We start from the raw sequence: 23,023 nt of genomic DNA, 5'->3' as shown, positions 1-23,023 counted from the left end.
TGGGTACCGGCAGGATTTTAATTTACGAATTCATATTTGCTTGTGTTATGAAACGACTCTTTGTGTTGCTTTTTTTAGTTATTTATTTATGTAATGACGGGGTGGCTCAGGCCATGCAGCCGTTGAAAATTTCGCAGAATCAGCGCTTTTTCCAGACGGCTGACGGTAAACCGTTCTTCTGGTTAGGTGACACCGGTTGGCTGCTCTTTATAAAATGCAGCAGGGAAGAAGTTTTGCAATACCTGGATACACGCCAGCAACAGGGTTTTAATGTAGTGCAGGCGATGGTATTACATACTTTGGGAGCAAAGAATGTATATGGCGCCAAAGCGCTGAAGGAGGGAGATATCAGTCAGCCGCTAAGAACACCGGGAGCCTCTTTTGAAGATAAAGCAGCCTATGATTTCTGGGACCATGTAGACTTCGTTGTTCGGGAGGCAGAGAAGCGGGGTATTTATATGGCCCTGGTGCCGGTTTGGGGATCGGCTGCCAAAGACAAAGCAGTAACTGCCCCGAAAGCTGCTGTTTTTGCTAAATTTTTAGCTGAGCGTTATAAAGGTAATACCAATATTATCTGGCTGAACGGTGGCGATATTGAAGGTAATGCTAAAGCGGATGTATGGGAAGCTATAGGGACCACCATCAAAAAATACGATGCTCATCATTTAATGACTTATCACCCGAGAGGCCGTTATTCTTCTACAGATTGGTTCCACACCAGGAAGTGGCTTGACTTTAATATGTTCCAGAGCGGGCATCGTTCTTATGCACAGGATACTTCAATGAAAGAGAAACATCGCCATGGGGAAGATAACTGGAAATTCGTGGTTACAGATTATAATATGAAGCCTGCCAAGCCTGTGCTGGACGGCGAGCCTTCTTACGAAAACATTCCCTACGGCTTGCATGATAGTTTGCAACCGCGTTGGACCGCTGCAGAAGTACGCCGTTATGGATATTGGAGCGTTTTTGCTGGTGGTGCAGGATTCACTTATGGAGAGAACGCCATTATGCAGTTCAACAAAATGGGTGATACCGATGCGAATTTTGGTGTATTTAATAACTGGAAAGAGACCATCAATGCACCGGGTGCATTGCAAATGAAGTACCTGAAAGACCTGATGCTCTCTTACAGCTATTTCGATCGTAAGCCTGCCCAGGAAATTATTGCAGATAATACCCAGAAAAGATATAATTATATCATAGCCACAAAGGGCCCTGCTTATGCTATGGCCTACATTTATACGGGGAGAACATTTAAAATAAATACTGCAAAGTTGGGTTTTAAGCTGGCTTCGGCACAATGGTATAGTCCTGTTGATGGTTCTACACAATCTGTTAGTTTAAAAGCAAAAACAGGTATTGTGAGTTTTGATCCGCCGGGGCAACCAAAGAATGGTAATGACTGGGTATTGGTATTGAAGAAATAGACTCTTGATAAATCAAAAACGGATGTCGTGGTGTCCAAAGGACTCCCTCGGAGAGCATGACGAACCACATTTGGAATTGAACTGACATCTTTTTTACAGACAAGTAAAAAAATAAACGATTTGAAAAAAAATATAGCCATATTGATTGCGATAGTATTCGCGTTAGTATCCTGTTCAAATAAGGCGTACTTGTTTACGTCTTTTCACGAGCCTGCTGACGCTGGTTTACGGATGTTGTATAGTTATGACGGATATCACTGGAAGGATTTTGATACGGTTTTTCTGAAACCTGAAGTGGGAACACAAAAAGTAATGAGGGATCCATCAATGGTGCAGGGACCCGACGGTGTTTTTCATTTGGTATGGACGAGCAGCTGGCAGAAGGATAAGGGATTTGGCACTGCTTCTTCAAAAGATTTAATTCATTGGACCGCTCAAAAACATGTTCCGGTAATGGAGCATGAGCCTGGCGCTGTAAATGTTTGGGCTCCTGAATTGTTTTACGACGATGTACAAGATCAGTATATTATTGTTTGGGCTACAACAATACCTGGCCGTTTCGAAAGAGGTATTGAACCAGATAGCAATAATCATCGCCTGTATGCCACCACTACCAAAGATTTTCAAACATTTACGCCAGCCCGGTTATTCCTGGATCCGAAATTTAGTGTAATTGATGCGCAAATTGTTAAAAGAAAAGCCAATGACTATGTCTTGATTCTAAAAGACAACACCAGGCCGGAAAGGAATGTTAAAGTAGCTTTTGGAAGCTCGCCCATGGGCCCCTGGAAAAATATTTCCAAACCTTTTACTGAGAATTTTACAGAAGGCCCCAACACCGTAAAAGTAAAAGACGAATGGCTGATTTATTTTGACTCTTACCGCAAGAAAACTTACGAAGCGGTGGCAACAAAAGATTTCATTCACTTTGAAAATGCTAATAACAGGATAAGCATTCCCGAAGGGCATAAACACGGCACTATTGTACCGGTGAAGAAGAAACTAGTGAAGCAGTTAGTGAAGCAGGTCGGGGGTAACAGGTCATAGTTCATAGCTATGGCTTTTCTATCATCTGTGAACCATCAACCATGAACAACAAAAACATTATTATGAAAACTCTTTTTACATATTTACTAAGTATTAGTGCATTGACAGGTTTCGCGCAGCAGGATACAGCGCGATATATCGGGCCAACCTTGTCTAACGTAGATTATCACCACGGACAGCTAACGCCCGTGGTAGGAGTACATAATATCCAGGTGTTCAGGGCCAACCGGGAGCATCCTGAATGGGCTGGAGGTATGAACTGGACTTATAATCATCAACCCATGCTGGCTTATTGGAACAATACTTTTTACATGCATTTTCTGAGCAACCCGGTAGGGGAGCATATAGCTCCGGGTGCAACTTATTTGTTCACTTCCAAAGATGGCTACAACTGGTCTAAACCTATCGACCTGTTTCCTGTTTATCGCCTGCCCAACGGGTTTAAAAAGAAGGAAGATACGGCTATCGCCAAAGATATTGATGCAGTAATGCACCAGCGCATGGGGTTTTATACTGCTAAAAATAATAAGCTGCTGGCATTGGGTTATTATGGTATTGCGCTGTACGCCAAAGACGATCCTAATGATGGTAATGGCGTGGGGCGTGTGGTGCGGGAAATCAATAAAGATGGTAGTTTAGGCCCCATCTATTTTATAAGGTACAACCACGACTTTAATGAGAAGAATACCAGTTACCCTTTCTATAAAAAATCAAAAGATAAATCCTTTATAGCGGCATGTGATGAATTGTTAGCGCAACCTCTGCAGATGCAGCAATGGGTAGAAGAGGCGGATAGAAATGATCCTTTGATTCCACTGCAGAAAGAAGTAAAGGCGTTTAGTTACTATCACCTGCCGAATGGTCGTGTCATTGGTTTCTGGAAAAATGCTTTAACCAGTATGTCTGCGGACAATGGTAAAACCTGGTTATATAATCCTTTAAGAGCGCCGGGTTTTGTGAACTCTAATGCCAAGATCTGGGGACAGAAAACGATCGATGGAAAATACATGACGGTATATAATCCGAGTGAATTCCGATGGCCACTGGCATTATCTGTCAGTGATGATGGTTTAAACTATAAGAATCTCTTTTTAGTAAACGGCGAGATCACTTCCATGCGTTATGGCGGTAACTATAAATCCTACGGACCTCAATATGTACGTGGCATCCAGGAAATGAACGGAATACCTCCCGGAAAGAACAACTGGGTTACTTACAGCGTCAATAAGGAAGATATGTGGGTAGCCAAAATTCCCATGCCTGTTCAAAGCCAGGTAGAAGGAAATGTGGATGACAAGTTTTCTGCATTGAAAGACGGGGAAGAATTAAAGAACTGGAATTTGTATAGCCCGCTTTGGGCGCCCGTTTCCATTGTGAAAGAAAGTGGTAAAAAGGTTTTGTCCTTAAAAGATTTTGATCCTTTTGACCTGGGTAAAGCAGAGCGCGTAGTGCCGGAAGCCAGCAGGGTGAAGATAGAGTTTAGCGTTACACCACAGCAAACAGCCAATGGCCGCCTGGATATTGAAGTACAGGATGCCCGCAACACGCCTTGTCTGCGTTTGTCTTTCGATTCTACCGGTACTATTATAACCAAAGCGGGTTACCGCGATAAAGCATTGACAAAATATGAAGCAGGTAAAACCTACAATTTTATTATTGAACTGAATACCGCTACAAGGTTATATACGGTTTCCATCAACGGTAGTAACCCTAACAATAATATCATATTTGCACCCATACATAAGGTTCATCATGTGAGCTTCAGAACAGGGGGAGTAAGACGTTTTCCTAATGCGGATACACCTACCGACCAGATGTACGATTTACCCAATGCAGGGGAAAAGGATAAAGAAGCCGTTTATAATATCAGCTATTTCAAATACTCGAAACTATAAAACTATGTCATCACAAAAAAATGCCACACTGGGCGTCATTATCGGCAACAGGGATTTTTTTCCTGATAAGCTGGTTGCTGAAGCCCGTATCGAAGTGCTCGACTTTTTAAAAGAGCTTAATATCACTCCCATCATGCTTAGCGATACCGATTCGAAGCTGGGTGGCGTAGAAACTTTTGCTGAAGCACAGAAATGTGCGGCTCTGTTTAGAGAGCACCGCGATGCCATAGATGGGGTGCTCGTGGTGTTGCCCAATTTTGGTGATGAAAAAGGCGTGGCAGAAACCTTGAAACTTGCCGAATTAAATGTTCCCGTGTTGATACAGGCGTATTCTGATGATTTGAACAAACTGGACGTAGTTAACCGGAGAGATGCCTGGTGTGGTAAGATTTCGGTTTGTAATAATCTATACCAATATGGTATTAAATATACGTTGACTACCAAACATGTAAACAGGCTACAAGATGAGACTTTCAGGAAGGACCTGCTCGATTTTGTTGGCGTTTGTCGCGTGGTGAAAGGTTTACGGAAAGTGCGTATTGGTGCCGTAGGTGCAAGACCTACAGCTTTTAATACCGTTCGCTATAGTGAAAAGATATTGCAACGTAATGGCATTTCAGTTACAACAGTTGATCTTTCTGAAATACTGGGTAATGCAAACAAGCTTACAGCAGATGATAGGTCGGTAAAAGAAAAACTGGAGAAAATCCATGCTTATACCTCTGTAGGGAAAACACCCAGTGATAAGCTGGTGCAGATAGCAAAATTGGACGTAGTGTTGGCTGATTTTATGGAAGCCAATGCACTGGATTGCACTGCTATCCAATGCTGGACCTCGATACAGCAAAACTATGGTTGTAATGTATGTACGAGCATGAGCATGATGAGCGAGAATATGTTGCCCAGCGCTTGTGAAGTAGATGTGACGGGTACTTTAAGCATGTATGCCATGCAATTGGCCAGTGGCTCACCCAGCGCATTGGTAGACTGGAATAATAATTATGCTGATGATGATACCAAGTGTGTACTGTTCCATTGTGGTAATTGGGCAAAGTCCTTCCTGCCGGATATCAGTATCAGTACCGCACCGATCTTAGGAACAACGGTGGGTACAGAAAATACTTACGGCGCTTTGGATGGCCGCACGCCTGCGATGCCGTTGACTTACGGGCGTATCAGTACCGATGACTGTAAAGGTGTGATCAAAGCATACGTAGGCGAGGGCGAATTAACCAACGATGAATTAAAAACCTTTGGTAACCGGGCGGTAGCACAGATAGATGATTTACAAGGGCTGATGAAACATGTATGTCGTAATGGTTTTGAGCATCACGTAGTAATGAATGCCAGCAAAACAGCAGGTATTTTGAAAGAGGCCATGGAGAACTATCTGGGCTGGGAAACCTATTTACACAGTTAGCATTTTAAACTTCAAACAACAGTTTGATATGACAACAAAAGAACTTCAACAAAAGTCCATTGAGTATAGAAAAAAAATACTCCAATATATTGTAAAGGCAAAAGCTGGGCATACCGGCGGGAGCCTTTCCTGCACGGACATCCTGAATGTATTGTACAATGAGATCATGAACGTATCGCCGGCAAACTTCGAATCTCCTGACCGGGATCGTTATATTCAAAGTAAAGGTCATACAGTAGAAGCATTGTTCGTTGTATTGGCTGATAAAGGATTTTTCGCCGAAGACGAATTGAACACCCTTTGCCAATACCAGTCGCATTATATTGGCCATCCTACACGTAAAGTAAATGGCGTAGAGCAGAATACCGGTGCCCTGGGTCATGGTTTGCCCATTGCGGTCGGTACTGCATTGGCCGGCAAGTTGGATAAAAAGGATTATAAGGTTTATACCCTGATGGGCGATGGAGAAATGCCCGAAGGAAGCAATTGGGAAGCGGCTTTGACAGGGGCGCATTATAAGCTCGACAATCTTTGTGCTATTGTTGATAAAAACTCTTTGCAGATTACAGCGCCAACAGCAGATGTATGTAATACGGATCCCCTCGACGAAAAGTGGAAAGCTTTTGGCTGGGCAGTTAGAGAAGTAGATGGAAATGATATAGAGGCGCTGAAATTAACGTTGAAGGAGATACCTTTTGAAGAAGGAAAGCCCAGTGTTATTATTGCGCACACTACTAAAGGCAAAGGTGTAAGCTATATGGAGAACGTATTGAAATGGCATCACGGTGTTCCTTCTGCAGACGAGTATGAGCAGGCTATTAAGGAACTGGATGAAGCATTATTAGCAATTTAGGTTTTGACTTTCATTTATATAATTGAACAATGGCAGAACAAATCAACACTTTACCTTATAAAGCCAACCTGGACGTGTATTCAGAAACACTGCAAAGGCTGGCGGAGACAGATCCGAATATCATAGCTGTAACCAGCGATAGCCGTGGCTCGGGCAAGTTAGTTCCCTTTGGCAAAAAATATCCCGACCAGATTGTGGAAGTGGGTATTGCAGAACAAAACCTGGTGGGTGTGGCAGCCGGATTGGCATCCTGTGGGAAGAAGGTATTTGCAACATCTCCCGCTTGCTTTTTAACAGCGCGTGCGTTGGAGCAGATCAAGAACGATGTAGCTTATAGTAACAACCCTGTTAATGTGATAGGCATTAGTGCCGGTGTAAGCTATGGCGCTTTAGGTAGCACGCATCACAGTCTGCATGATTACGCAGCGCTCAGGGCTATCAATAATATAACAGTGGTAGCGCCGGCGGATAACTGGGAAACGGAACAAGCCATTGAACTCGCTGCACGAACCCAAGAGCCTGTTTACCTGCGCTTTGGCAAAAAGCCGATGCCGTCATTAAAAGAGGTCAACGAGGAGGCTTTTGCTTTTGGCAAAGGACGCATCATAACCGAGGGAGATGATGTATTGATTATCGGTTGTGGAGAAACGGTATATCCCGCGTTGGAAGCAGCAAGACTTTTAAAAGAAGAGGGTATTGCGGCTACTGTAGTTAGTATGCATACGATCAAACCTTTGGATACTGAACTTTTGGCTGAAAAAGCCCGTGCTTCTAAAGCTGTTCTTACTGTAGAAGAGCATAGCGTATATGGCGGGCTCGGAGAAGCCTGTGCCGGTTACCTTTTACAAAAGGGTATCAGCAAGCCCTTTAAAATAATGGGTATACCGGATGAATACACAGTAACCGGTTCACAGGGCGAGATCCTGGGGCACTATGGTATCAGTAGGGATGGGATTGCTACAACGGCAAAGGAATTGTTGCGCTCGAAATAAGTTTAGCAGAACTTCTATTTTCCTAAAACGATTTAATGATGCCTAATATGAAAAAGCTTTTCTACAACGGACTTTTGTTACTGACGATGGGATTGCTGCTGACACAATGTAAAAGCAAAGAACCCGGAAGCAAGCAACAAAAGAAAATGGCGATAGTCATTTCTACATTAAATAATCCCTGGTTTGTATTCCTGGGCGAGCAAGCGGCTGCCAAGGCAAAGGAACTGGGTTATGAAACTAAATTATTCGATTCGCAAAATAACTCCGCCCTGGAGAGCGATCATTTTGATAATATCATAGTGGAGGGTTTTGATGCCATTCTTTTTAATCCCACAGATGCAGACGGTTCGGTAGCCAACGTTAAAAAGGCTAAAGCTGCAGACATACCGGTTTTTTGCATGGATAGGGAAATTAATTCGCTGGATGCAGCTACTTCACAAATACTTTCAGACAGTTATTCTGGTTCTGTAGCCATTGGTAAATACTTTGTACAGCAGCTGAATAAAACCGGCAATTACGTTGAACTATTGGGGCTAGTTGGGGACAACAACACCTGGGCAAGGTCAAAAGGCTTTCATAGTGTGATAGATAATTATAAAGATCTGAAAATGGTGGCACAGCAAAGTGCCGACTTCGATCGTAATAAAGCTATGGAAGTAATGGAATCTATTCTCCAGGCGCATCCCAATATCGACGGTGTTTTTTGCGGTAATGACGCCATGGCAATGGGCGCTTACCAGGCATTGCTTTCAGCAGGAAAAGCAGATAAGGTAAAAGTATTTGGTTTCGACGGCGCCGATGATGTGATTGCTGCTATTAATGATAACAAAGTATATGCTACCGGTATGCAGTTTCCATTGGTGATGGCACAGACAGCTGCCGTATTTGCAGACGAGTACATAAAAGGCAAAAGGGACTTTCCTCAAAAAATACCGGTAGCGGTGGAAATGGTTACCAAAAAGAATGTGCAGGACTATGTGGCCTACGGAAAGAAATAACCAACGAACGCTGAACTTTTAAAACAATTCCAATGAACAGGTTTTTAAAATACGGGATTATATTAGTGGCCATTGGGCTATTGGGTTATAATTCTATTTATATAAAAAAACTCAGCGACGTAAAAGCCACTGCCGGTGAAAAATTTGACGCAGTAAGCTACGTGGCCAAATTGTGGAGGGAAAAATTGCCTGCGCGCCTTCAGACGGCAATTGATATCAATACCTTAAAAACAGCTATAGCATCAGATGCGGACGGAGCTTTTGAGAAGTATACGAATGCTTTGGCGATTGGTAATTACCGGTACGCGTTGGTAAAGGGTACAGCCAGGGTAGATAAAATAGGAGCAGACGATGTAGCAATAACAACAAATGGCAATACACCACTTAAAGCCAGCCTGGTTACCGAGTTCGTTTATGGCAACGCCTTGAGAGATGCTTCCGCTCTGGTTGAATTAAAAGAATTTCCCAATACCAGCGACCTAAACAGCATTTCTGAAGAATTAAATAAAACAGTCCGGCAAAAAGTAGTTCCGGCATTCAAGCCGGCTTTAAAGACAGGTGATCAGATAGAATTTACAGCAGCTATCGAGTTAAATAAAGAGCATATCCATTTTGATGACCTTGAATTGATTCCTGTAAGCATAAAAATTGTTCCCTGATGTTAATAGCGAAAAACATAACCAAAAAGTTCGCCGGCGTCACGGCTTTAAACAATGTAAACCTGGAATTGTACCCGGGTAAAGTAAATGCCATCGTAGGGGAGAACGGTGCGGGTAAATCTACCCTGATGAAGATATTGTCGGGTGTACATACACAATACAATGGGGATATCATCTTTCACGGAAATAAAGTGCAGTTTAATTCAACCAAAGATGCAGAGGATGCGGGTATCGCCATCATTCACCAGGAATTGAACCTGGTACCACATTTGAGTATTGCTGAAAACATTTTTCTGGGTCGTGAAATAACCAGCGCGCTGGGTATCCTGGACAAGGGCGCCATGCGTAAGTATACCACACAGTTACTTAAAAAAGTAAACCTGGACATCAGTCCAGATACGCTCGTCTCCAAATTAAAAGTGGGACAACAGCAACTGGTGGAGATCGCAAAGGCTTTACATACCAATGCTGAAGTGATTATAATGGATGAACCTACTTCGGCGATTACCGATAAAGAAGTCGACAATCTTTTCGAAATTATTGACGAGCTAAAAGAAGAGGGAAAGATCATTGTTTATATATCTCATAAGTTAAAGGAACTGTTCCAGAAGGCTGATACTTATACGGTGTTGAGAGATGGGGCTACGATTGCGTCAGGAAATATGGCTACTATTACCCAGGATGAGCTGGTAGAGAAAATGGCAGGGCGTAAGATTGTGATTGAGAAGAATATATCTGATGTTATTTTCAATGAGCCTTTACTAGAGATAAAAAATGTCAACCTGAAGAATGGAGAAGATATGAGCGGGTTCCTGGTTAAAGACGCCTCATTTACTTTGCATAAGGGTGAAATATTGGGATTGTACGGATTAATGGGGGCGGGACGCACAGAGTTGATCGAAACCATTTTTGGATTACATCCCAAACTGGGTTCAGGTACAATACAAGTTGAAAGAGAGCTGAAGAAGATCAATTCGCCTGCTCGGGCGATCGCTTCGGGTATTATGCTGGTTCCGGAAGACCGTAAGCTACAAGGCCTTTGCCTGGGTTTGGGCGTGAAGAAAAATATCAGCGTAACTGTATTAAAGCAGCTGGAAGAAAACGGGATATTTTTAAACGCACGTAAAGAATCGGCGCTGGCAAAAGACTATATCGAACAGCTAAATATAAAAACAGCTTCACAAAATACTTTGTCCAAAAACCTGAGCGGTGGGAATCAGCAGAAAATAGTCATTGCAAAGTGGTTGGCTAAAAATCCCAAGGTTTTATTATTAGATGAACCAACACGGGGTATAGATGTTGGAGCTAAATCTGAAATCTATAAATTGATCAAAGATCTGGCTGCAGGTGGAGTGGGTGTTATTGTCGTGTCTTCTGAAATACCCGAGATATTAGCACTGGCTAACAGGGTATTGGTAATGTGTGAAGGCGAGATTACAGCCGATATTCCCATTGCTGATGCCACCGAAGCCAGTTTGTTAACCAAAGCTATCCATAAAAATTAAGCTAATGTCCACCGTTAACTATAAACAAAGAATTAAAAGCCTGCAATCCCTGATTGCATTGGTGTTATTGTGTATTATTCTGTCGATACTTACGGATAAATTCTTTACTGCTGATAATGGTTTAAACGTGTTAAGACAAACCGCGGTAAATATTTGTATTGCAACAGGTATGACGCTGGTTGTGTTAACAGCCGGTATTGATCTTTCTGTAGGTTCCATATTGGCGTTTTGCGGCGCAGTGGCTGCTGGGTTGCTAAAAAATGGAATTCCTATTGCTGCAACTGATACCTATATCGGCTTTACTGTTTTGGGTGTTATATTGGCTGCTATTATTATTGGCGGAGTTTTGGGTTGGTTTAATGGCTTTGTGATCACTAAGTTTAATGTGCCACCGTTTGTGGCCACATTGGCCATGCTTACGATTGCCCGTGGTTTCACCATGCTGTACACTAAAGGGCAGCCAATCAGTAACCTGGGATCTAAATTTAATTTTATAGGTTCGGGATCTTTCTTCGGAATACCCGTTCCGGTGTGGATTGCTTTGGTGGTGGTATTGTTTGCGGTTTTTATAACCCGTCAAACCCGGCTGGGGCGCTATATCTATGCTATCGGCGGCAACGAAACAGCAGCGAAATTCTCCGGAATAAAAATATCCAATATTAAAATGATCGTTTATGCCCTGGCAGGTGCGATGGCAGCAATTGGTGGTATTATTGTTACCTCCCGTTTGGATTCAGCGCAACCTAACGCTGGTAATAGCTATGAGCTGGATGCTATTGCTGCTGTAGTAATTGGCGGAACTTCTCTCAGTGGCGGCCGCGGTACTATCTGGGGAACGGTGATGGGCGCTATTATTATCGGTGTTTTAAATAATGGTTTGGTTTTGTTAAATGTATCGCCCTTCTGGCAACAGGTAGTGAAAGGAGGGGTAATTCTGTTAGCAGTGGTGATTGATAAAATTGATAAGAAAGATTAGCGGTCGGAATGCCCAATTTTGAATTTAAAATCTTAAACTTTAAATGAACTTCATTCTCGCTATAGATCAGGGCACCAGCGGCACCAAGGCATTAGTATTTGATGCAGGGGGGCAGGCAATTGCCAGGGGGGCAGCACCTTTGCAAACGAATTATTTTGGCGAAGGTTTTGTGGAACAGGATCCGGAAGCCATTTACAACAACGTAATTGCAGCCGTTAGTAATTGTTTGAATGATCTGGAGATCAACGGATATTCAAAAAGGCAGATTACCGCGATTGGTATATCCAATCAAAGGGAGACTTTCGTCCTTTGGGATGAATCGGGTAGGCCTTTACACCCCGCTATTGTATGGCAATGCAAACGATCAGTAAAAGTATGCGAAGCATTGGCGCAGCGGGGACTAAGCAGTACAATTGCGGCTAAAACAGGCCTGGTGATTGATCCCTATTTTTCGGCTACCAAACTCATATGGCTGGTTGAAAATGATCCGGCCATAAAGGAAGCAGTGGTATCCGGGAAAGCTTTTTTCGGAACCATTGATACCTGGTTGTTGTATAGATTAACGAATGGTAAGAGTTATGCCACGGACCATACCAATGCATCCCGTACTCTGTTTTTCAATATTCATGATTTAAAGTGGGATGCTGAATTGCTGGAGGCCTTTGGTTTAAACAATCTACAATTGCCGGAGGTGAAATCCTCTTCGGCTCATTTTGGAGCTTCCACCATTAATGGATTATTACCTGATCCTGTAGCTGTTACTGCTTTAATCGGTGATTCTCATGCCGCAGCTTTTGGCGAAGGTTGTTTTGATGCAGGTACTGCCAAAGCCACATTGGGAACGGGCTCCAGCATTATTATGAATATCGGTAATAAGCCGGTTACATCTCAAAATGGAATGGTTACAACTATTTGCTGGAGTATTCCAGGCAGAGTTGATTATGCGCTGGAAGGAGTGATTGTTACCTGTGGCGGTACCATCGAATGGTTGAAAAATGAATTGGGTCTTTTTGATGATGTGAAAGCAACGACAGGCATGGCAAATACCGTCTCTGATAACGGAGGCGTTTACCTGGTGCCGGCTTTCAGCGGATTAGGTTCGCCCCACTGGGAAATGAATAGAAAAGCGTCTATAACAGGGATGACTTTCGGTACCAACAAAAATCATATTGTACGTGCAGCTTTGGAATCTATTCCGTACCAGATCACTGATGTAATCTCAGCAATGGAAAAGGATACGGGTATACCATTAAAACAGCTAATGACCAATGGTGGCTTAACAGCGAATGAATTCGTGATGCAGTTGCTCACTGATGTATTGGCCAAACCGGTATCCAGAAGTAGTATGCCCGACGTGTCGGCCTTAGGCGCCTCTTATATGGCTGGTCTGCAGCAAGGCATATTTCACAACATAGCCACACTAAAAAATCTCAAAAGTGATAAGGTAGTACTGGAGCCGTCAGGCGAATCGAATAATGCAATGGAATGGTACCGGGGTTGGTTACAGGCTATCAATAATAAAAACTAAACAATGAAGATGATCAAAGAACGGATATTACTATTAGTGAGCGTTTTTGCAGTAACGGCGGGTTTTTCGCAACCATCTGTATTGAAGTTTGAAAACTTCAAACATTATGCAGATCGCTTCAACACCATGGAGGATGAACCGATAGTACAGGCGATTCCGAATAGCGAGTCCTGGCAGTGGATGCAAAAAAATATCCCGCTCCTGGAAACTCCTGATAAGAATTTCGAGGAAATATTTTATTTCCGTTGGTGGACATTGAGGAAACATATCCGTAAAACAGAGCAGGGCTATGCATTAACCGAATTCCTGGTGCAACGTTCTTATGCTGATAAGTATAACCTGATCAGTAGTGGCCTGGGACATCATATCTATGAATCCCGTTGGCTGCACGATCAGCAATATCTGAATGATAACCTGCGTATATGGTACCGGGGTAATGACGGTAAGCCATTAAAAAAATTGCGCGCTTATAGCAGCTGGAATATGGACGCGATTTATAATCGCTACCTGGTAAATGGCGATGCCAGTTTTTTAAAAGATTACTATCCTGATTTAACTGCAGATTATGCCGGATGGGAATCTGAAAAACGTAGTCCCCGCGGAATTTTCTGGCAATTTGATGTAAGGGACGCGATGGAAGAGACCATTAGCGGCGGACGGAAAGAAAAGAACCCCAGACCTTCTATAAATGGTTATATGTATGGTAATGCCCGGGCATTATCGGCCATTGCAAAATTGGCAGGTGATCAAACCGGTGCTATTTTATACTCAGGAAAAGCAGATAGCATTAAAGTGAATGCGCAGCAAAAGCTTTGGAATGCAAAAAGTAATTTTTTCGAAGTACGGAAAGAGCAAGGCGATACTTTGGCGCAGGTAATGGAAGAGATTGGATTTATTCCCTGGTACTTTAATTTACCCGATTCAAAATATAGCATTGCATGGAAGAACCTTATGGATGCCAAACATTTTAATGCGCCTGTTGGTATTACTACTGCAGATCGTAGTCACCCCGGCTTTAGAACCCATGGCTGTTGCAAATGCGAATGGGACGGCGCCGTATGGCCCTTTGCCAGTGCGCAAACATTAACGGCAATGGCCAATTTATTGAATAATTATAAACAGTCCTATGTTTCTAAGAACGACTACTATACGCAGCTGCAAAAGTATGCGCAGTCTCAGCATAGAGACGGTAAGCCTTACATAGGGGAATACATGGATGAGAAAACCGGGCAGTGGTTAACTGATGATAAGCGTGGTCGCTATTATAATCATTCCACTTTTAACGACCTCGTAATAAGTGGCCTGATAGGCTTGCGTCCGAGGGCTGATAATATCATTGAAGTGAACCCTTTGCTGCCTTCAGGTAAGTGGAACTGGTTTGCTTTGGATAATATTTTATATCATGGGAAAATTGTAACGATTATCTGGGATAAAAACGGCAAGAAATACGGGAAAGGCAAAGGCTTATCTGTATGGGCAGATGGTAAGCTGGTAGCCAGCTCAAAAAAGCTTTTAAAAGTAACTGGTACTTTATAGGCATGTCTTAACTTGCGCGGTTGAATCCGTCAATTTTCAAATCAGTATGAAACTTTTTTTATCCATATTTTTAATCCTTTTCCTGGCACAAAGCAGCCATGCAGAACTGGTGCTCCCTAAAATATTAGGGCACAATATGGTATTGCAACAAGGTGCTTCCGTGGCAATATGGGGTTGGGCGGATGCAGGACAGGAGGTAATTGTTGAGTTTAAAGGTCAGCATAAAAAAGCTATTGCAGATACTAAAGGAGCCTGGAAGCTTTATTTAAACCCTCTGAAGGCTTCTTTCGACAATGCTTCTATTTATATTAAAGCGGGGAAGGAACAGATACTATTAAATCATATCCTGGTTGGTGAAGTTTGGTTATGTTCCGGACAATCCAACATGGAATTCGCCATGCGCAAGCTTGCAAAGTTGAAACCGCCGGCCGGAGCCAACTGGCCTGTTAATGAAGTGGCCGAGGCTAACAATAAGTCACTGCGTATTTTCCTGGTAGAAAGAAAGAAAATGAATCCGGATTCTACGCACAGTGGATGGAATGAAGCAACCGCTCCTGCTTTGGGTAGTTTTTCTGCCGTGGGGTATTTTTTTGCCAAGGAGCTTCAGCAAAAATTAAAGGTGCCGGTTGGAGTTATCTCCGCTGCCATTCCAGGCAGTGGCATAGAGCCCTGGATGCCGGCTGAAGCCATGTTGAAAGAAAACTTCTTCAATAATACTAACGGTGATTCCACACACAGGATCAAAGATGCTTCGGGTAAGTTTTATACGACAATGATAGAATCCCTGATCCCGTTTTCATTAAAAGGGTTTTTATGGTACCAGGGAGAGAACAACTGTTTCCTGCAGGAGCGATTAGAGTACACATACAAAATGAAATCGCTGATTAACTACTGGAGAACCAAGTGGGAGAATAACAAGCTGCCGTTTTATTACGTGCAGATTGCGCCTTATTATTATTCCAAAGCAAAAGATCGCCCTTACACCGTGTATAGCGAACCCGAGTTTTGGGAAGCACAGGCTGCGGCGCTTGCAATTTCTAATACAGTTATGATAGCCACTACTGATCTGATTGAAGATCCGGCAGACCTGCACCCGGTAAATAAATGGGATGTAGGCGAACGATTGGCAACTTCTGCATTAAGTAATACTTACAAGGTGGATAGCCAACCTGCCATGGGTCCACTGTTTAAGTCGGCTGTAAAAAAAGGTCAATCCTTTATTATCGATTTTGATTATAAAGGAACAGGGCTCAAAAGCAACGACGGTGCTGCATTGAGCTATTTTGAAGTAGCAGATGAAAAAGGTAATTATCATGCGGCGACTGCGATGATAAAAAATAACAAGGTTTGGGTAAATGCTGCTGGTATAAAAAATCCTCATTCGGTTCGTTTTGCCTGGAGGGAGGATGCCAAGGCAAATTTGTTTAATGCGGAAGGATTGCCGGCATTGCCCTTTAGAACCAATAATAAGTTAAAGGATCAATTTAATCCTCGATAGTTAAAGGCTGGTTGATGGATAAGCGCTGGGATTAGCGACAGAATTTGGAGGTTGATTAAATAATAATGATGCGTAGTTTTTTATATATTTTTCTTTTAGTGATTACAGCACAGGCACAGGCTCAGCAAACAGAAGTGCAGTACCTGAGTGGTGGAGGTAACAATGATATGGTACAGTGGGACTTTTATTGTACCGCGGGAATGAATTCTGGTAAGTGGACTACAATAGGTGTACCTTCTTGCTGGGAGTTGCAGGGCTTTGGCAAGTATGACTATGGTTTTGCAAAGGACAGTGTCAGGGGAAAAGAATCAGGGTTGTATAGAAAGAAATTTAAAGTGCCCGTTTCATGGAAAGGTAAAAACATCAATATCGTTTTTGAAGGTGTTATGACAGATGCTGAAGTAAAGATCAATGGCCGGTTGGCAGGCGCGAAACACCAGGGCGCTTTCTATGCTTTCAAATATGATATCTCAAAATTATTGAACTATGGGAAAGAAAACTTACTGGAGGTAAAGGTAGATAAGCATTCATCTAACAAAAGTGTTAATGCTGCTGAGCGTGAAGCCGACTACTGGCTTTTTGGCGGTATTTTCAGACCCGTTTGGCTGGAGGTATTACCTCAAACTTATATCGACGATATCAGTATTGATGCAAAAGCTGACGGAAGCTTCCGTACAAAAGCTACTGCTCATGGTAAGCAAAATACACTAAGCATCAAAATTTTTGATAAGAAAGGTAAACTGGTAGCTGAAAAAGAATCCGCAGCGGATAATATGCAGGAGTACGCGTTGGCGGTTAAGGAACCTGACTTATGGAGCAGCGAATTTCCCAATTTGTATAAGGCAGTGTATACTCTGTCCAGCGGAGGAAAACCGGTTCATACGGTCGAAAAGAAATTTGGTTTTAGAACCGTGGAGGTTAAACAGCGGGATGGCATTTATGTGAATGGCGTAAAAATGAAGTTTAAGGGGGTTAACAGGCATTCTTTCAGACCGGAAAGTGGCAGAACCACCAGTTATCAAAACAGTGTTGAAGATGTATTGCTGATCAGGGAAATGAATATGAATGCAGTGCGCATGAGCCATTATCCGCCAGACGGGCATTTTCTCGATGTTTGTGACTCACTTGGCCTGTATGTGATTGATGAGTTAGCCGGCTGGCATGGCCACTATGATACGCCCACCGGTTCATTACGCGTGAAAGAAATGGTTGAGCACGATCGTAATCATCCTTCTATTGTTATCTGGGCGAATGGTAATGAAGGTGGCAGTAATCCGGAACTGGATCAACTTTTTGGTGAATACGATTTACAGAAGCGCGTGGTAATTCATCCCTGGCAATTGAATAATGGTATCGAAACGCAGCACTACCGCCAGTACAACTATGGTGTGAGCAATTTTGAAAATGGCCGTGAAATAGTGATGCCTACTGAGTTTTTGCATGGATGGTTCGATGGCGGACATGGCGCGGGGTTAGACGATTACTGGAATAAAATGTGGAATAATCCTTTAAGTGCAGGCGGCTTTCTTTGGGACTTTGCTGATCAGGGTGTGGTAAGAAAGGATAAGAAGGATTCGCTGGACACCGATAAGCATCGTGGCGCTGACGGAATAGTAGGACCTCATCACGAAAAAGAAGGCAGCTTTTTTACGATTAAAGAAGTGTGGAGTCCGATATTAATTGAGCGCAGAGAAATAGCAGCTGGATTTGACGGCAGATTCAATATAGAAAATCGCTATCAGTTTGCTAATGCAAATAGCTGTACTTACACCTGGAAGCTAAAACGCATAGGTATGAAAGAAGAACAGGTATTGGATGGCGAGATCTCAGCGCCTGACATAGCTGCTGGCGGCAAAGGACAGCTGCAGGTAATATTACCAGCAGACTGGAAATCTTATGATGTATTATATATAACTGTAAAGGACCAATACCAACAGGAGTTGTTTACCTGGAGCTTTACCATTAGCAGGCCTGCACAAAAGGCAAAAGAGTTAGTGGCCTTGAATAAAGATGAGCAGGATATACAGATTCGTGAAACCAGTAAGACTTATGATGTAAAAGTAAAAGATATTGAATTGTCGTTTGATAGAACCAATGGCCTATTAAAGATCGTTCGTAACGATAAGGGCATTGTTCCATTGTCGAATGGCCCGGTGATACAGGAAGGCGTGAATAATTTTTCGAAAATTTCTTATAAATATGACAAGGATAAGAATTTAGTGATCAGCTCTGCTTTTGATAAGAAGAAAAGCTTCAATACACTGCAATGGGTAATCTATCGCAATGGCTGGATTCAGTTACAAGTGAATTACTTCCCCGATTCATTACATACAAAAATGCTGGGTATTAATTTCGATCTGCCTGAGAACCAGATGCGGTCTGTAACTTATATGGGTAAAGGACCTTATCGTGTATGGAAGAACCGGTTAAAAGGAGGCGCATTTGATGTGTGGAATAAAAAATACAACAATACCGAAACAGGTGAGCAATGGGACTATCCTGAGTTTAAAGGTTATCACGCAAACTTTTACGGTGGAATCATTAACACCGAAGGACAGAGTTTTGCAATAGCTACAGAGACGGAGGATCTGTTTCTGCGTTTGTATGGCGCCAAATGGAAAACTGATCAATGGCATAATTATGAGCCCTGGTTTCCAAAAGGTGATATCTCTTTTATGAATGCAATCCCGTCAATTGGTTCCAGAACGCAAACCCGGGAAACTACCGGTCCCATGGGCCAGGATAATATTTATTACGATTACGAGAAGGATCCTACACGGGCGCTGAGAATCGTTTTATGGTTTAAATTTGGAGATAAATAAAAACCTATGTTATCCCACTACAAACAAACCATTAAGGAATTAAAGTCCATGATACTGACCAGCAGGTATCGGGCTGCAGCATTGGCTAATAAGGAATTATTGCTATTGTACTTTTCTGTTGGTAAGCTGATTGTGGAGAAATCTAAAAGTGAAAAATGGGGATCGGGCACCCTGGATAAAATTGCAACGGATCTGCAAAAAGAGCTTCCGGGGTTAAGAGGTTTTTCAATTACCAGTTTGAAGAAGATGCGTGTATTCTATACGGAATGGGAATTCTTTTTTCCAATTGGTCCGTTAGTAACGGACCAATTGGAAAAAAAAGTAAGAACTGCAACAAAAAAGAAAACTGTTAAAGCCGATGAATTTGGTCCGTTGTCAACGGACGAATTCAGGAAGGACTTTCTGTCTATCGGCTTTACCCATCATTATGAAATACTAATAAAGACAAAAACAGTCGGAGAACGTGTCTTTTATATTGCAAAGACAGCCAAAGAATTTTTATCTGTAGATACGTTAATCCACGCTATTAAAAGCCAGGCTCATAAAAAGCAAGGTAAGCTGAAAAATAACTTCGCTGCTACTATTAATAATGAAATACAGAGAGAACAAGCACTCCAGATTTTTAAGGATGAATATTTGTTGGATTTTATAAATATAGAAGATCCTGATCTGGTTGATGAAAGGGAATTGGAAGATGCTATTGTTCGTAACATTAGAAAATTTATATTATCAATAGGGAGCGATTTTGCATTTATTGGCAATCAGAACAGGCTTATCGTTGATGATGAAGAATTCTTTATTGACTTGCTCTTCTTTAATCGAAAATTGCAATGCCTGGTTGCCTTCGAACTAAAAAAGGGTAAGTTCAAACCTGAGTACCTGGGTAAAATGAATTTTTATTTGTCAGCTTTGGACGACTTGGTGAAGCAGCCACACGAAAATCCTTCGATAGGAATTGTACTATGCAAAAGCAAAACAGATAAGGTGGTGGAGTTTTCCTTCCGTGATTTTAATAAATCTATGGGTGTTGCCACTTATAAAACAAGTAAAGAACTTCCTGCGAAGTACAAAGGTATTTTACCAGATCCTAAAGCATTAAAAGAATTATTATAAATGAAATACAGTTTTAAATACGCTTTTTTATTTTTAACCGCATATATTTTTGTTCTGCAAAATAAGGTTGACGCACAGAGTTTAGAAGTTAAGAATGTACAGATAGAACAGCAGTCGCATCCCATCGGCATTGGTACCGCAACGCCACGTTTCAGTTGGCAGATCAGCTCTGACAAAAGAGCTGTTAAACAGGTAGCTTATGAAATACTGGTAGCAACTTCTAAGGCCGACCTGGAGAAAAATATTGGTGATGCCTGGTCTTCAGGAAAGATCAACAGTGACAATGCGTTATTGATACCATATAAAGGGAGTGCACTGAAGCCTAATCAATATTATTATACGAAAATAAAAGTTGTTACCAATAAAGGAGAAGAGGCCTGGAGTAAACCCATGTTTTTCACGCTTGGCTTTGTAAATAACGGGGATTGGAAAGCTAAATGGATTGGTTACGACAAGGCATTTCCCTGGGACAGCGTTTCTCAGTGGTCTCGATTATCCGCCCGCTACTATCGTAAAGAATTTAGTTCGGTAAAAAAACTAAAAAAGGCTTTTGTTAATCTGGTGGGCCTGGGCATGTATGAACTACGCATCAATGGTAAAAAAATGGGTGACCAGGTATTAGCACCAGCACCTACGGATTACAGGAAGTCTGTTTTGAGTAACACATTTGATGTAACGGAGCATATTCAATCAGGTAAGAATGCTATTGGTGTTGTGCTGGGTAACGGACGTTTCTTTACCATGAGGCAGAACTACAAGCCTCAAAAAATCAACAATTTCGGCTTCCCCAAGCTATTGTTCCAAATGGATCTTATTTATGATGATGGAACAACTCAAACGATCATTTCTGATGAAAGCTGGAAGTTTACAGCTGATGGACCGATACGCACCAATAACGAATATGACGGAGAGGAATATGATGCCACGAAAGAATTGAGTGGATGGGCAGATGTGGGTTATAATGATGGTCAATGGTTGAAAGCCCTACTGGTTGCAGCTCCTTTAGGCAAAGTAACGCCGCAGCCAACAAAGCATATGAAAGTGATGCAAAAGCTGGCTCCTGTGTCGATTAATAAATTGAAAGAGGATATATATATACTGGATATGGGTCAGAATTTATCGGGATGGTTGCAAATAAAAGTGAAAGGTAAAAGAGGTGCGCAAGTAAAGATGAAGTTTGCCGAAAGCCTGCAACCCGATGGACAACTGTATATTGCCAACCTTCGTGATGCCCGTGTCACTGATGTATATACCTTGAAAGGAAAAGGCGAAGAAACCTGGCATCCAACCTTTATATACCATGGCTTTCGTTATGTAGAAATTATGGGTTGGCCCGGAACGCCCTCGGTTAGCGATTTTGAAGGACATCTGGTGTATGACCAAATGACAACTGCCGGAACCCTGAAAACTTCAAATGAAGTGGTCAATAATATTGTCAAAAATGCATGGTGGGGAATAGCTTCCAATTACAAAGGTATGCCGGTTGATTGTCCGCAACGTAACGAGCGGCAGCCCTGGCTGGGTGATCGGGCGCAGGGCGCTTACGGTGAAAGTTTCCTTTTTAACAATGCATCGCTATATGCTAAATGGCTGGATGATATTGAAGAGTCGCAAACGACAGAAGGCGCGATTCCTGATGTAGCGCCTGCATATTGGAATTACTATAGTGATAATGTTACCTGGCCCGGCACTTATATTTTGGTAGCAGATATGTTGCACCAGCAATTCGGAGATCAGCAAAGCATCAAAAAGCATTATCCTTCCATGAAAAAATGGTTGGCTTACATGAAAGGCAAGTACATGAAAAATTTCATTGTAACTAAGGATAAATATGGAGATTGGTGTGTACCGCCCGAAGATCTGAAAATGATCAAATCGCAGGATAGCACACGTACGACCAACGGGCAGTTACTGGCAACCGCTTACTATTACCGGTTGCTGGGTATTATGAAACGGTTTGCAAAAATATCAGGTAACGATCGAGACATTGCAGCGTTTACTGCTTTGAGAGCCAATATCAAATCAGCCTTCAACAAAAAATTTTTCCGAACACAAACTTCCCAATATGACAATGGTACTGTAACCGCCAATTTATTGCCATTGTATTTTGGTATGACACCTGATGGCAAAGAGCAGCAGGTATTTGAAAATATTGTTAAAAAGCTCCAGTCAGATAATATGCATATCAGCACCGGGGTTATTGGTACGCAGTGGCTGATGCGTGGATTAACACAACATGGGAAAGCTGATGCTGCTTTAACGCTGGCGTCCAATAAGACTTATCCGAGCTGGGGGTATATGATCGAGAATGGTGCAACAACCATCTGGGAACTATGGAATGGCAATACCGCGAATCCGCAAATGAACTCGCAAAATCATATTATGCTTTTAGGCGATTTGCTGATTTGGATGTTTGAGGACCTGGGAGGTATAAAAGCGGCAGCGCCCGGATTTAAAGAAATAGAGATGAAGCCTTCTTTTGTGCAACAGCTCAATAATGTTGAAGCAGCTTATCAATCTGCCGCGGGTGATATTAAAAGCCAGTGGAAAAGAAACGGAAACCAAATACAATGGCAAATAGAAGTACCGGCTAACAGTTCCGCAATTATTCATATTCCTGCAGCTACGGCAACATCTATAAAAGAGGAGGGGAAAGCTATAAGCAATGCCGAAGGGGTTTCTTTGCTAAAATGGGAAAATGGAATAGCTACACTACGTATAGGCAGCGGTAATTATCAGTTTACTAATTAA

The 23,023-nt window shown here is 42.3% G+C and carries 16 protein-coding genes; all 16 read left to right on the top strand.

Translation table 11 applies throughout. The features are described from left to right. The first annotated feature begins 47 nt into the window (after window positions 1-47). The 16 genes from U0035_RS03650 to U0035_RS03575 all read left to right on the top strand — a co-directional run bounded on the left by U0035_RS03650 (window position 48) and on the right by U0035_RS03575 (window position 23,023). A complete protein-coding gene (locus U0035_RS03650; protein ID WP_114792856.1) occupies window positions 48-1,430 on the top strand; it encodes a glycoside hydrolase family 140 protein in 1,383 nt (460 codons plus the stop codon). A gap of 120 nt (window positions 1,431-1,550) precedes the next feature. Beyond that, entirely contained in the window at window positions 1,551-2,477 is a 927-nt protein-coding gene (locus U0035_RS03645) for a glycoside hydrolase family 43 protein (protein ID WP_114792783.1), read from the top strand. 62 nt (window positions 2,478-2,539) lie between these two features. Next, the gene (locus U0035_RS03640) at window positions 2,540-4,372 is read left to right on the top strand and encodes a sialidase/neuraminidase family protein (RefSeq protein WP_162817999.1); all 1,833 of its coding nucleotides are present in this window, start codon (window positions 2,540-2,542) and stop codon (window positions 4,370-4,372) included. A gap of 4 nt (window positions 4,373-4,376) precedes the next feature. Then, the gene (locus U0035_RS03635; protein WP_114792781.1) at window positions 4,377-5,792 is read left to right on the top strand and encodes an L-fucose/L-arabinose isomerase family protein; all 1,416 of its coding nucleotides are present in this window, start codon (window positions 4,377-4,379) and stop codon (window positions 5,790-5,792) included. 28 nt (window positions 5,793-5,820) lie between these two features. Beyond that, window positions 5,821-6,645, top strand: coding sequence for a transketolase (locus tag U0035_RS03630; protein ID WP_114792780.1), 825 nt, complete (start codon window positions 5,821-5,823; stop codon window positions 6,643-6,645). Between the two features lie 29 nt (window positions 6,646-6,674). Then, window positions 6,675-7,637, top strand: coding sequence for a transketolase family protein (locus tag U0035_RS03625; RefSeq protein ID WP_114792779.1), 963 nt, complete (start codon window positions 6,675-6,677; stop codon window positions 7,635-7,637). 47 nt (window positions 7,638-7,684) lie between these two features. Further along, window positions 7,685-8,635 carry a D-ribose ABC transporter substrate-binding protein gene (locus tag U0035_RS03620; protein WP_114792855.1) on the top strand — a complete coding sequence of 317 codons (951 nt, stop codon included), beginning with the start codon at window positions 7,685-7,687 and terminating at the stop codon, window positions 8,633-8,635. A gap of 32 nt (window positions 8,636-8,667) precedes the next feature. Further along, window positions 8,668-9,294, top strand: a complete 627-nt coding sequence (locus U0035_RS03615; protein ID WP_114792778.1) for a DUF2291 domain-containing protein — start codon at window positions 8,668-8,670, stop codon at window positions 9,292-9,294. Then, entirely contained in the window at window positions 9,294-10,799 is a 1,506-nt protein-coding gene (locus U0035_RS03610) for a sugar ABC transporter ATP-binding protein (RefSeq protein ID WP_114792777.1), read from the top strand. Before U0035_RS03615 ends, U0035_RS03610 begins: the two co-directional genes overlap by 1 nt. Before the next feature lie 4 nt (window positions 10,800-10,803). Then, the gene (locus U0035_RS03605) at window positions 10,804-11,775 is read left to right on the top strand and encodes an ABC transporter permease (protein ID WP_114792776.1); all 972 of its coding nucleotides are present in this window, start codon (window positions 10,804-10,806) and stop codon (window positions 11,773-11,775) included. 43 nt (window positions 11,776-11,818) lie between these two features. Next, on the top strand, window positions 11,819-13,303 hold the full coding sequence (locus U0035_RS03600) for an FGGY family carbohydrate kinase (protein ID WP_114792775.1): 1,485 nt from the start codon (window positions 11,819-11,821) through the stop codon (window positions 13,301-13,303). Window positions 13,304-13,306: 3 nt separating this feature from the next. Then, complete coding sequence (locus U0035_RS03595) at window positions 13,307-14,839, top strand: MGH1-like glycoside hydrolase domain-containing protein (protein ID WP_245957823.1); 1,533 nt, start codon at window positions 13,307-13,309, stop codon at window positions 14,837-14,839. 46 nt (window positions 14,840-14,885) lie between these two features. Next, a complete protein-coding gene (locus U0035_RS03590) occupies window positions 14,886-16,337 on the top strand; it encodes a sialate O-acetylesterase (RefSeq protein ID WP_114792774.1) in 1,452 nt (483 codons plus the stop codon). 65 nt (window positions 16,338-16,402) lie between these two features. Next, complete coding sequence (locus U0035_RS03585; protein ID WP_327138723.1) at window positions 16,403-19,159, top strand: glycoside hydrolase family 2 protein; 2,757 nt, start codon at window positions 16,403-16,405, stop codon at window positions 19,157-19,159. Between the two features lie 6 nt (window positions 19,160-19,165). Continuing rightward, complete coding sequence (locus U0035_RS03580; protein ID WP_114792772.1) at window positions 19,166-20,272, top strand: PDDEXK nuclease domain-containing protein; 1,107 nt, start codon at window positions 19,166-19,168, stop codon at window positions 20,270-20,272. After that, a complete protein-coding gene (locus U0035_RS03575) occupies window positions 20,273-23,023 on the top strand; it encodes an alpha-L-rhamnosidase (protein WP_114792771.1) in 2,751 nt (916 codons plus the stop codon). It abuts the gene before it with no gap.

The organism is Niabella yanshanensis (assembly GCF_034424215.1).
In the GTDB taxonomy this organism is placed as follows: domain Bacteria; phylum Bacteroidota; class Bacteroidia; order Chitinophagales; family Chitinophagaceae; genus Niabella; species Niabella yanshanensis.
Note: the sequence above shows the minus strand (reverse complement) of the source record. Positions and strands in the feature narration are given on the sequence as shown.